This is a genomic window from Streptantibioticus cattleyicolor NRRL 8057 = DSM 46488 (assembly GCF_000240165.1).
GTDB lineage: Bacteria > Actinomycetota > Actinomycetes > Streptomycetales > Streptomycetaceae > Streptantibioticus > Streptantibioticus cattleyicolor.
On sequence record NC_017586.1, the window covers coordinates 6,049,722 to 6,061,727 of the forward strand.

10 protein-coding genes are annotated in these 12,006 nt (G+C 73.8%); 4 read left to right on the forward strand and 6 right to left on the reverse strand.

The window, feature by feature from the left end:
• Positions 1–73 precede the first annotated feature (73 nt).
• On the forward strand, positions 74–676 hold the full coding sequence (locus SCATT_RS26665; protein WP_014146333.1) for a TetR/AcrR family transcriptional regulator: 603 nt from the start codon (positions 74–76) through the stop codon (positions 674–676).
• A gap of 12 nt (positions 677–688) precedes the next feature.
• On the opposite strand, the gene SCATT_RS26670 is transcribed toward SCATT_RS26665, so the two are convergent.
• Positions 689–1,408, reverse strand: a complete 720-nt coding sequence (locus SCATT_RS26670; protein ID WP_014146334.1) for a DUF2267 domain-containing protein — start codon at positions 1,406–1,408, stop codon at positions 689–691.
• A gap of 500 nt (positions 1,409–1,908) precedes the next feature.
• On the opposite strand from SCATT_RS26670, the gene SCATT_RS26675 reads away from it, so the two are divergent.
• The 3 genes from SCATT_RS26675 (at position 1,909) to SCATT_RS26685 (ending at position 3,828) form a co-directional block, all read left to right on the forward strand.
• Positions 1,909–2,361, forward strand: coding sequence for a YbhB/YbcL family Raf kinase inhibitor-like protein (locus tag SCATT_RS26675; RefSeq protein ID WP_014146335.1), 453 nt, complete (start codon positions 1,909–1,911; stop codon positions 2,359–2,361).
• Positions 2,362–2,458: 97 nt separating this feature from the next.
• Positions 2,459–3,118, forward strand: a complete 660-nt coding sequence (locus SCATT_RS26680; RefSeq protein WP_014146336.1) for a dienelactone hydrolase family protein — start codon at positions 2,459–2,461, stop codon at positions 3,116–3,118.
• Between the two features lie 59 nt (positions 3,119–3,177).
• On the forward strand, positions 3,178–3,828 hold the full coding sequence (locus tag SCATT_RS26685; RefSeq protein ID WP_014146337.1) for a phosphoribosyltransferase: 651 nt from the start codon (positions 3,178–3,180) through the stop codon (positions 3,826–3,828).
• Positions 3,829–3,853: 25 nt separating this feature from the next.
• On the opposite strand, the gene SCATT_RS26690 is transcribed toward SCATT_RS26685, so the two are convergent.
• From SCATT_RS26690 to SCATT_RS26710, 5 genes are all read right to left on the reverse strand, one after another.
• On the reverse strand, positions 3,854–5,500 hold the full coding sequence (locus tag SCATT_RS26690; protein ID WP_231905172.1) for a glycoside hydrolase family 27 protein: 1,647 nt from the start codon (positions 5,498–5,500) through the stop codon (positions 3,854–3,856).
• Between the two features lie 124 nt (positions 5,501–5,624).
• Positions 5,625–6,848, reverse strand: a complete 1,224-nt coding sequence (locus tag SCATT_RS26695; protein ID WP_014146339.1) for a serine hydrolase domain-containing protein — start codon at positions 6,846–6,848, stop codon at positions 5,625–5,627.
• A gap of 175 nt (positions 6,849–7,023) precedes the next feature.
• Entirely contained in the window at positions 7,024–9,132 is a 2,109-nt protein-coding gene (locus SCATT_RS26700; RefSeq protein ID WP_014146341.1) for a glycosyl hydrolase family 18 protein, read from the reverse strand.
• 431 nt (positions 9,133–9,563) lie between these two features.
• Positions 9,564–10,412, reverse strand: a complete 849-nt coding sequence (locus tag SCATT_RS26705) for a class I SAM-dependent methyltransferase (RefSeq protein ID WP_014146343.1) — start codon at positions 10,410–10,412, stop codon at positions 9,564–9,566.
• A 71-nt stretch (positions 10,413–10,483) separates the two neighbouring features.
• The gene (locus tag SCATT_RS26710; protein WP_014146344.1) at positions 10,484–11,962 is read right to left on the reverse strand and encodes an FAD-dependent monooxygenase; all 1,479 of its coding nucleotides are present in this window, start codon (positions 11,960–11,962) and stop codon (positions 10,484–10,486) included.
• Positions 11,963–12,006: the final 44 nt, after the last annotated feature.

Below are 12,006 nucleotides of genomic sequence, written 5' to 3' on the forward strand. Positions count from 1 at the left end.
GTACGCGAGCCGCTTGCGATCCGGGCCGCTATCCTGTCGCCTTCGCAGGCGGGCGCCGGGGGAGAGGGACGACATGGGCGAGGACGACCAGCGGCGCGGCGGGCGGCGCGGGGACGCCGACGCCACCCGGCAGGCCCTGCTGGACGCGGCCTCCGTGCTCTTCGCCGAACGCGGCTACGAACGCACCACGGTACGGGCGATCGCCGCCCGCGCCGGGGCCAACCAGGCGCTGCTCTTCCGCTACTTCGGCTCCAAACGCGCCCTGTTCGGCGAGGTGATGGCCCGCAACGGACGCCAGCGGCTGCTGGCCACCGAACCGGAACGCCTGCTGGAGGTGGCGCTGCGCGGGCTCCTCCCGGACGACGAGGACGGCCCCTGCGACCGTTCCCTGGAGGCGTTCTTGCGCTCGGCGGGCTCCACCGACGAGGTCGGCGCCGCCGGCCGCCTGCTCGGCGAGGAGTACGCCCGCGCCCTGGGCACCCTCAGCGACGCCGACGACGCCGCGCTCCGCGCCGACCTGGTCCTCGCCTGGCTGCTCGGCATCGGGCTGACCCGCGTGGTGGTGCGCAAGGAACCCCTGGCCGGCGCGGTCCCCGACGACATCTGCGCCCTGGTGCTGCCCGCCGCCCGCTCGCTGCTGGAAGGGCTCGCCCCGCCGGCCCGGCCGGAGCGCTGAGGCCCGCTCCGCTCAGCGCCCCGGACGCCCGCCGGAGGAGACGGCGGCCACCGCCTCGTCGATGCGGTCGGCCAGTCGGAGGTCGAGCGGCGTGACCCCGCCGACCGAGCGGGTGTGCAGCACGAAGGTGACCCCGTCGCCGGTGACCCGGTGCTCGGCCCGGTGGCCCAGCTCCTCCGCGGCCCGCCGCACCCCGCCCAGCAGCGGCGGCAGCCGGTCGGCCGGCAGCGCCACGGTACGGGTCAGCCGGTGGACGTCCCCGTTCCACCGCGGCCTGCGGCGCAGTTCCCGTTCCAGCTCCGCCGGGGTGAGCGGGGCCGGGGCGTCGGTGGCGGCGTGCATCCGCTCCGGGTACGGCTCGGGCGCGGTGAACAACTCGCCGAACTCCTCCGGCAGTCCGTCCCGCAGTTCCCGGCCCACCTCCGGGTCGGCGTCGCACACCGTGGAGAGCACCGCCTGCGTCAGATAGCGGGCCCGTTCCGGCGGCGTGCCCAGGTAGCGGCTGACCTCGCCGAGGAGTCCGGTCGCCCCGCCGCCCGCCGGCGGCCCGGTGGCCACCGTCGCGTCGCGTTCCGCGGCCGGGACCGCCTGCCGCAGCCGCCGCCGCAGCTCCGGCGCCAACTGGTGGGTCAGCGAGGCCAGCGTCACCTTGACGACCCGGCCGGCGTCGTCGGAACCGGCCAGCCGGGCCCGGGAGGAGACCTCCTGCACCAGGCGTTCATGGGTGATCATCGCGCCTCCTGCGGTCACGGGGGACGGGGCGGTCGGCGGCGCGTGGTACCGCGTCCGGGTGCCGGCGGCGCGGCGGGCGACGCCCGATCGCCGAGGCCACCCGGCGGCTACCCGCTGCCCGCCCCGCTACACCACGCGTGCCGTGCGCGGTTTGCGTGACGCCCGCCCGGGTAGCCGCGCCCACATGGTCAGCCCGCACCCCGATCCGACACCGCCGACCCCCGGCCCCGGTCCGGGGGCGCCCGGCCCGCAACCGGGACCCGCGCCGGGACCGGTGCCCGCGCCCGGCCCCGACCCCGTACCCCCCGCGCCGCCGCGGCCCGGCCCCGACCCGGTGCCGCCGCGACCGCAGCCGCCGACCCCGGGACCGGAACCCGGGCCCGCCCCCGATCCGCGGCCGGCCCCGCAGCCCATGCCGAGCACCGGGCCCGGTGCGCCGTCCGGTCGCCCTTCGCCGTCCTGACGTGGCCCCGGCGCCCGCACCGGGTACAGCGGGCGACATGTCAGGCATCGAGCTGAAGAGCGCCGCGTTCAACGACCAAGCGCTGATCCCGCGCCGTTACACCATGGACGGCGAGAACGTCTCCCCGCCGCTGAGCTGGTCCGGGATCCCGGACGGCACCGTCGAGCTGGTGCTGCTGTGCGAGGACCCCGACGCCCCGACCGGGACGTTCACGCACTGGCTGGTCACCGGGGTCAACCCGGACAGCGACGGCGTCGCGGCCGGTGGGGAGCCCCGGGGCGGCACCCCGCACACCAACGGCTTCGGCCGGCGCGGCTGGGGCGGCCCGCTGCCTCCCGTCGGCGACCCGGCCCACCGCTACTTCTTCCGCCTGTACGCCATGGCCGAGCCCGTCTCGCTGGCCGACGACGCCTCCGCCGCGGACGTCCACGCCGCCGTCGACGGGCCCTGCCTGGCGAGCGGCACCGTCGTCGGCACGTACCAGCGCTGACCGCCATGAACCTCCCGGCACCGGGTATGCGCCGACCACGACGAGGGGCGCGCTGACGCGTACCGCGCGCCCCCGGCCGGCCGAAGGAGGGTGGGCCATGCTCCGGCAGGTGAACCCGGCGGCGATGACGGTCCCGGTGACCGGCGGGGTGCTCGTCGGCGAGGTGGAGTCGCCCGACGCGCCCTCGGCGGTGGTCGTCCTCGCCCAGGACGGCGGTGGCGTCCGGCACAGTCCGCAGGAGCGGGTGACCGCGGCGGCGCTGCGCGGCGCGGGCCTCGCCACCCTCCTGCTCGACCTGGTCACCGGCCCCGAGGAGACCGACCCCGGCGCCGCCGAACTCGGCCACCGGCTGACCATCGCCGTCGACCTGCTGGAACGCGCCGAGGAAGCCGGAGCGCCGGTGCCGGACGGCCTGCCGGTGGGCCTCTTCGGCATCGGCAGCGGGGCCGCGCCGGCGCTGCTGGCCGCCGCCGAACGCCCCGGCCGGGTGGCCGCCGTCGTCTGCCGGGCCGGCTGCCCCGACGAGGCGGGCGACGCCCTCGACCGCATCCGCGTCCCGGTGCTGCTGCTCGCCGGCGGCCGGGACCACGCGGCGCTGAACTGTGACGAGGCCGCGGCGGACCGGCTGCGCGCCCCCTTCACCGTCCACGTGGTGCCCGGCGCCGACCGCGCCTTCACCACCCCGGGACCGCTCGCCGAGGCCACCTCGGCCGCCCTCGACTGGTTCGGCGCCATGGCCACCCGGGCACCCGGGTGAGACGAGATGCCGCGACCGTACCGGACACGGCCGCGGACGACGGGAAGGAGCGAGGCCCCGTGCTTTTCCACGACCGCCGACAGGCCGGACAGGAGCTCGGCGTCCGGCTCTTGGAGTGGGCCGCCGACGGCGACCTCAACGACACCATCGTGCTGGGCCTGCCCCGGGGCGGTGTCCCCGTCGCGGCCGAGATCGCCCGTGCCCTGCACGCCCCGCTGGACGTGCTCGTCGTCCGCAAGATCGGCGCCCCCGGCCGCCCGGAAGCCGGCATCGGGGCCATCGCCGACGACGACCCGCCGCTCTTCGACCACGAGGCGCTGGCCATCCTCGACCTGACCGAGGAGCAGCTCACCGCGGACGTCGCCCGCGAACGGGCCGAACTCCACCGCCGCGAACGGCTCTACCGGGGGCACCGCCCCGCGCCCCGGGTGGCCGGCCGCACCGTGATCGTGGTCGACGACGGCCTGGCCACCGGGGTCACCGCGGGCGCCGCCGTACGCCACCTGCGCCGCCAGGACCCCGCCCGGCTGATCCTGGCCATCCCGGTCTGCGGCGTCCACACCGCCTCCGACATGCGCCAGGAGACCCACGACCTGGTCTGCCTCCACCAGCCCCGCCGGTTCCGCGCGGTGGGGGAGTGGTACGAGAACTTCGACCAGGTCGACGACGACGAGGTGATCGAGATCCTGCGGGAGTTCGTCGCGGCGTAGCGCCGCCCGGGACGCGGAAGGCGGATCAGACCAGTCGCCACTGCTGGTTGGCGCCGCCGTTGCAGTCCCACAGTTCCACGCGGGTGCCGTTGACGTTGCCGGCCGGGGTGTTGCCGCCGGTGACGTCGAGGCACAGGCCGGACTGGACCCCGGTGACCGTGCCGTCCGGGTCGAGGTTCCACCGCTGGTTGGCGCCGCCGTTGCAGGGCCACAGCTTGACCGGGGTGCCCGGCGAGGTCCGGTTGTCGTAGGCGTCCAGGCACTGGGTGCCGCCGTAGACGCGCAGTTCGCCGGAGGCCGTCGGGGTCCACGCCTGCCAGGCGCCGCCGTCGCAGTCCCGGATGTCGACCGGGGTGCCGGGTGTGGTGGCGCCGCCGGCCACGTCGAGGCAGCGCGCCGAGGAGGCCCCGGCCAGCGGATGCGTGGTGCCGACGCTGCTGCCGCCGCCTACGGAGACCCGGTACATCACCGTGCCGTGCCCGGGGACCTGGGCGGAGACCGTCCCGCCGGTGCTGGTGACCTGGTGGCTCCACAGGTTGGTGAGCCGGTAGGAGGGCGCGGCCGGCAGGCCCGCGGTCGAGGCGCTGGTGGTGATGGTGGCCGGCGCGGCGTTCTCGTTGAAGAGCACCACCGCGACATCACCGCCCGCCAGCGGCTTGGCGAGGACGTGGAGGCCGCCGGAGGAGGAGACCTCGGTGCCCTGCCGGCCCAGCGGGTCCTGGTCCACCGCGATCACGTCGCGGTTGGTGTACAGCGACAAGGTGGCCGGGGTCGCGGTGCGCAGATCGGTGCCGGCGATCAGCGGGGCGGCCATCTCGGCCCACAGGGTGAACTCGGTGCGGTCCTCGGTGAACGACATGCCGTTGCCGACCTCCAGCATGTCGGGGTCGTTCCAGCCGCCGGGGCCCGCGTAACCGGCGAGCCGCACGTTGCTGCGGTAGATCGACAGCATGGAGCCGAAGGAGGCCGAGATGTCCCCGGTGGTCCGCCACAGATGGCCGGTGGCCGCGCCCCAGGTCCAGACCGAGTCCTCGCCCCACTCGCACAGGCTGTAGACGATCGGCCGGCCGGTGGCCTTCAGGGCGTCCCGCATGGCGTCGTACCGCTGCTGGTAGGGCACGCCCTGGTTGTTGCAGTTGTCGTACTTGAGGTAGTCGACACCCCAGGCGGCGAAGTCGGCCGCGTCCTGGCGCTCATGGCCGAGGCTGCCGGGGTAGCCGGCGCAGGTCGCGGTGCCGGCGCTTTCGTAGATGCCGAGTTTGAGCCCCTTGCGGTGGACGTAGTCGGCGGTGCCCTTGATGCCGTCGGGGAATTTCGCCGGGTCGGGCACCAGGTGGCCGGCGGCGTCCCGGGAGTGGGTCATCCAGCAGTCGTCGATGTTGACGTAGGTGTAGCCGGCGTCCTTCATGCCGGAGGCCACCATCGTGTCGGCGGTCTGCTCGACGAGTCGCTCGGTGACCGAACAGCCGAAGGCGTTCCAGTCGTTCCACCCCATCGGCGGGGTCCTGGCCAGTCCGTCGTCCAGGGCGTGGGCGCTCCCCGCGCCGCCGAGGACGGCGAGCGCGGGGAGCAGGGCCGCGAGCAGGGTCAGTACGACGCCGGTACGCAGGCTTCGCGGGCGGGCGCATACGTGCACGGTCTCCTCCGGTGTGGGTGAGGAACCATGGTGCATGGGTGTGCGTTAGTGTGCGCTTCTGTCTGACGAGGCGTCAATAGCACGTGCTTTTCGCCGAGTTGACCTTGTTGGGTGATTGCTCGTGTGTGATTTTGTGCTGCCCTGAGTGAAATGGCGGTCGTCACTTGGTGAAGACGGTGCTGACGAGTCGCAGCACGTAGGGGGTCTCGGCGCCGGTCAGGCCGGTGGGGTTGACGCAGTAGACCAGTCGGCGCGAGAGGTCGCGGGTGGCGAAGACACCGTCGGTGAAGCCGGGACGGGAGCCGGTCTTGCCCCAGACGACGGTGCCGTCCGGGAACGTGTGGCGCATCAGGCCCATGCTGAGGCAGGCGCGATGGGCGCCGCCGGTCTCGCAGTTGTGGTTGTCGAAGTTGGGCAGGTCGGGCACGGTGAACAGCAGCCGCTGCTGGGCCGGGCGCAGCAGACGGCCGCTGAACAGCGCGGTGACGAAGTGGTCCAGGTCGGGCGCGGAGGAGATCATCCCGCCCTCGGCCCACGGCCACGCCGACTGCTCGGTGACGTCGGTCAGGTGCGAGGTGCCTTCGGGCACGGTCAGGTAGCCGTGGGCGGCCGGACGCGGCAGCCGGGCGTCGGTGACCTCGGGCAGGTAGGTGTCGCGGAGGCCGAGCGGCCCGGTGATGCGGTCGTGGACCTCCCGGGCGAACGGCCTGCCGGTGACCCGCTCGGCGACGAGTCCGGCGATGAAGGTGTTGAGGCCGTTGTACTCCTGGGCGTGGCCGGGGGCGAAGTCCATCGGGGTGCCCTGGACCAGTTCGGCGACGACCTGCCGCGGCGTCCAGGAGTCGAGGCGGTGGTCGGCGAACCACCGCGTGGTGCCGTCACCCCACAGGCGCTCGCCGCCCCGGCCCGGCAGACCGCTGGTGTGGTTGAGCAACTGGCCCACCTCGATCGGCGGGTAGCCGGCCGGGAGCAGCCCGGGCAGGTAGTGCTGGACGGTGGCGTGCAGGTCGAGGCGGCCCTCACCGGCGAGTTGCAGCAGTACGGTGGCGGTGAAGATCTTGGAGACGCTGCCGATCCGGAACCGTCCCGACCGGTCCACCCGGGCGCCGGTGGCGATGTCGCCCTCACCGGCCGTCCCCGACCACTGGCCGGCCCGTCCGGTGATCCGTACCAGCGCCCCGGTGATGTCGTCGTTGGGCAGCCCCGAGAGCACGTGGCGCAAGGCGGCCGGGTCCAGCTCGGGCAGCGCGTGGGACGCGGTGGCCGCGGCCGGCCGGGCGGCGAGGGCGGCCGACGCGGGGACGATCGCGCCGGCGGTGACGGCCGCGGCCATCGTCACGACGGCCAGGGCCGTGCAACGCGGGGCGCGGGTGCGGGTGTTCATGGGCAAGGGACTCCTGTCGGACGGTCCTCGGGCCGGAGCTTCCGGTCCGCGAGCCATCCTGTCGGCGTCCCGTCGCGTTGTGATCGGGGACGATCCCTGAGCCGACCCTGGTTCGCGGCTCAGGGATGTCCCCGAGCCGCGAACCCTCCCGCAGCAGTGTTGAGTTGACGCTACGTCAGGAGGTGCTGATGTCGTCCGCGTAGTACGTGCCCTGGCCGTACCACCCGTGCACCCACACGGTCACCGACGTGGTGCTCGAACCGGTGGTGAACGAGGTGCTGAGCTTGGCGTAGGAGCCGCCGGTGCCAGGGGTCCAGGTGCTGGCGTCGGAGGTACCGGTGCCGGTCACGCCGAGGTAGACGTAACTGCCCTGCACCCAGCCGGAGAGGGTGTAGGTGTGTCCGGGCTGCACGGTGATCGTCTGCGAGCACTGCGCGTCGTCGGAGCTGGTGGCGTTGGCCTGGAGCGCGTGACCGCCGGAGTGCACCGGTGAGGAGACGACGGTGCCGGAGCCGTTGGTGCAGTTCCACGGGGACAGGCTGCCGGATTCGAAGTCTCCGTTGACCACGGCGCCGGTGCCGCCGTCACCCCCGCCGGTGGTGCCGCCGGTGGTGGTGCCGCCCGTCGTCGTGCCGCCGGTGGTGGTCCCGCCGGTGGTCGTTCCCCCGGTGGTGGTCCCGCCCGTCGTCGTGCCACCGGTCGTCGTGCCACCGGTCGTCGTGCCGCCCGTGGTGGTCCCGCCCGTTGACGTGCCGCCGGTGGTGGTCCCGCCGCCGGAGCAGTTGGCGGCGGTGCCGTTGACGTCGTCGACCACGTCGTTGAAGAGCTTGGTCTGCGGGTCGAGGTCGTAGAGGGAGAACATCATGGCGCCGGCCAGGCCGTTGCAGTGGATGTAGTCGGCGCGGGCCTGGATGGAACGGTCGGACTCGCCGCCGTAGAAGTTGGTGCCGTCGTAGAACCAGGCCGACTGGGTGGTCGGGTCCCAGAAGGTGTCGGAGGGGTTGTCGACGACGCCGGTCAGCTCCTTGTACATCGCCACGCCGGGTACGTTGCCGCTGAGCGCGTGGCCGGCCGACGGACCGGTGGCGCTCTGGTACAGGCCGTGGTTGGATCCGGCCGGGACGCCCGTCCAGCCGCGGTAGTAGAACGGGATCCCCAGGTTGACCTTGGACGCCGGGAAGCCGCCGGGGATGCCGTAGGCGCTGTCACCTTGGGTGTACGCCTTGACGACCGAGTCGATGACGTACTTCTCGCTGCCCGGTGGGATCGGGTTCGAGGGGTCGTTCGCCGAGGGGTAGAGCGGGTCCTGGAAGTTGGTGGGGCCGGTGGTGTCCCAGGCGCCGTGCATGTCGTAGGTCATCACGTCGCCGAAGTCGAGGTACTTGCCGATCTGGTCGGTCTGCACCTTGGCCACCTTGTCCTGGCCGCCGGGCAGCGCGGCGGCGAGGGCGTAGTGCTTGCCGTCGGTGGCACCCTGGGCGTCGAGTTCGGAGCGGAACTCGGCCAGCAGCGCGGTGAAGTTGGCGGTGTCGGCCGCGCTGTAGTGGTTGCCGGTGTGACCGCCGGAGGAGGCCGGGTACTCCCAGTCGATGTCGATGCCGTCGAAGATCCCGGCGGCCGTCCCCGGGCCGCCGTAGCCGCCGGAGGCCGGGATGTTGCCCTTGATGAACATGTCGACGCAGGAGGAGACGAACTTCTTGCGGGAGGCGTCGCTCGCCGCCGCGTCGGAGAAGTACTTGGAGTACGTCCAGCCGCCGATGGACAGCAGCACCTTGAGGTTGGGGTACTTCTTCTTCAGCTCCTGGAGCTGGTGGAAGTTGCCGGCGATCGGCTGGTTCCAGGTGTCGCTGGTGCCGTCCACGCTGATGCCGCCGTCGAAGGTCTTCTGGTAGTCGGCGAACTGGTCCTCGGCCCCGTCACCGGCGTTGGGGTCCGACTCGCCGCCCGGGTCGGGGTCGGTGGCCTTCGTCGTCTCGAAGCAGGTGAGGTTGGTGGGGTCGATGTTCTCGAAGTCGTAGACGAGGTAGTCGAGTTTGCCCGCGATCCCCTCGGTGTCCAGGGCCTTGGGGTAGAAGGCGTTCTGGTAGATGCTCCACTGGTCGTAGTAGGCGACCTTCTTGCCGCCCGTGGTGACGGTGGGGACCGTCGTGCGCTGGTCGTGTGCGGTGCTGGCATGGGCGCTGCCCATCCCGTTCAGCACGGCCGCCAGCGCGCCGAGGACCAGGGCGAGTACGGCGAGCGCGCTCAGCGCCGGCCGTCTGAACGGTGTGGGGGGTGGTTGCACGGCTGTCCTCCCGTGGTGCCTGCGGTGTCGAGGTGGTACGGAGGAGCGGTACGGGTGGTGCGGCGCGGCCCGCGGGCAGGTGCGGGCCGCGCCGCACCACCCCGGTCCGGGCGCGGTCAGGGGCGGACCCGGACGGGTGTGACGCGTAGTGACATATACGCGACAACTCTCAATCGTCAGGGGTACCCGCTGTCGATCCCCGGGTCAACACCTTGGACTAGACCAGCCGTACAATGGGACTGGACCAATCCCCACCCCCTGGACCCCGCCCCTTCCGGTCCCGCCGCCATGGTCTGCGGCTTCCCCGCACCCCCGGCGCGCCCCGCGCCGCCGACCACCCGGACGCGGTCGCACAGCCGCGTACGCGTGCGGACACGCGCGGGCCCGGCCGGCACACCGCACCGGTGCGCCGCCGGGCCCGTCCGTCCCGCTCAGGCGACCGCCGTCACCACGTGGTAGTCCAGCAGCCCGGAGGAGTACGCCCGCAGGAAGTTGCGCGGCCACGACTCGCGCGCCCCGGTGCCTTCCAGGTAGCGGTCGAGCCCGGTCCACACCGCGTCGCCGATGGAGTCGGTGGTGACGTCCCGGAACCCCGCGGCCGACAGCGCCGCCTCGAACCCGCCGATGGAATGGGCCACATCGAGCCCCTCGGCGTAACTGTCCAGCAGCCGGGCGAGCGAGGCAGCGGTGGCCGGGGCGTCGTCGGCGGCGAAGAAACTGGTCACCGTCAGCCGCCCGCCCGGCTCCAGCACCCGGTGCGCCTGGCGGGCGAAGGCCGCCAGATCCCGGAAGTGCTGCGCCGCCTCCACCGAGTAGACCCGGTCGAACGAGGCGTTCGGCAACGGGATGTCCTCCGCCGCGCCCCGCACCAGCGTCAGCCGCTCCGGCGTCACCCCCGGCGCCCCGGTGGTCGCCTGCCGGGCCCGCTCCAACTGCTGCGGATGGATGTCCACCCCGGTCACCTCGGCGAACCCGAACTCCCGCAGGGCCAGCGCGCACCCGAGGCCGAGCCCGCAGCCGACCTCCACCGCCCGGCGGCCCTCGGTGGGCTCCAGTGTGCGCAGCACCCGGCGGTAGAGGTTCTGCTGACTGCGGATCCGGTCGTCGCGGGTGAGCCGCTCGTCCAGCGGAATGCCGGTCCAGTCCCCGAAGTTGATGAAGCCACCGGCGAACGGCTCCGCGGCACTGAGGTTCTGCGGCCCGTACGTCTCCCGCACCGACGGCGGGATCGACCCCTGCGGCATCGACACCCTCGCTTTCTCGCGGTTGTCCACGAACATGAACGCGCGGGTCCACCGTACGGGCCGACGGCCGCGGCGGCGGCCCAACACCACGCCCCGACCCCCTCGGATCAGCGGTTTTCGGCCACCGGTCCACACCACCGGGTCAGCGCCCGGCGCAACTCCCCGGCCGCGAACGGCGCCGACGCCGCCCACGCCACGTATCCGTCCGGACGCACCAGCGCCACCGGGCCCGCCCCGCCCGCCGGTGTCACCCACCGCACCCGGTCCGCCCACGGCGCCGCCACGTCCGCCCGCGTCGCCGGACCGAGGAGGACGAACGTGCCCTCCCGCAGCGCCTCGTAGAGCCGCCCGGGGCCGCCCGACCCGGCGCCGTCCAGCGCCACGTCCACCGCCCGCGCGCCCGTCAGCGGATGGGCCCCGCGCGATCCGCGGCGCCGGTAGTCGATCCCGGCGCCGGAGACCGTGCCGAGCACCTTGCGTGCCGTCGGGCCGAACGCCAGGGCCGCCCGCACGGCCAGCGTGCGTGCCGCGCGCTGCGGGGCGGTGCGCAGCAGCACCATGCGTACCAGGGCGCCGCTGGACCGCAGCACCAGTTTGCCGACCGGATGGCGCTCGCCGTGGTAGGTGTCCAACAGGGCGTCGGGCGCCCGCCCGGCGAGCACGGCGGCCAGCTTCCAGCCGAGGTTGAAGGCGTCCTGGATGCCGGTGTTCATCCCCTGGCCGCCGGCGGGGGAGTGGGTGTGCGCGGCGTCCCCGGCGAGGAAGACCCGGCCGGTGCGGTAACGCGGCACCTGGCGTTCGTCGCTGTGGAACCGCGACAGCCAGCGCGGCTCGCCCATGCCGAGGTCGCTGCCGAGCGCCCGGCGCAGTACGTCGCGGACCTGCGCCGGGTCCACCGGGGCGTCGTCCGGCCGCTGGTCGTGCCGGTCCCAGGCGAAGACCCGGTACCACCCGTCGCCGAACGGGGCGGTGAAGGCGAAGCAGTCGCCGACCGCCCCGGCGGTCAGCACCTCGCCGGGCGGCTCGGCCAGCCGCACGTCGGCGAGCATCATCGAGCGCACCACCGAGACGCCCGGGAACGGCAGCCCGAGCGCCTGGCGCACCCGGCTGCGCACCCCGTCGGCGCCGACCGCGTACGACGCGCGCACCGTGCGGCCGTCGGCGAGACGTACCTCGACCCCCGAGGCGTCCTGGGCCACGTCGCACACCTCCGCCCCGGTCACCAGCCGGGCGCCGGCCTTCTCGGCCCGCTGCCGCAGCACCCGTTCCACGTTGTACTGCGGGGTGACCAGGACGTACGGGAAGCGGCTGGGCAGCCGGCCGAGGTCGAGGCGGGCGGCGTCGGCGAACCGGATGTGCCGCACCCGGGTGCCGGTGGCGATCAGCTCGTCGGCGAGCCCGCGCGCGTCGAGGAGTTCGAGGGTGCGGGCGTGCACCGCGAAGGCCCGCGTCAGATTGGACTCCTCGCCGCGGCGCTCCAGCACCGTGGTGCGCACCCCGGCCGCCGCCAGCTCTCCGGCGAGGGTCAGCCCGGTGGGCCCGGCGCCCACCACGATCACGTCCGTGTCCTCAAGGAAGGCAGCCATGCGGACTCCTCGTCAACGCTTGTTGGCCAACGCTTGTTGTCAAC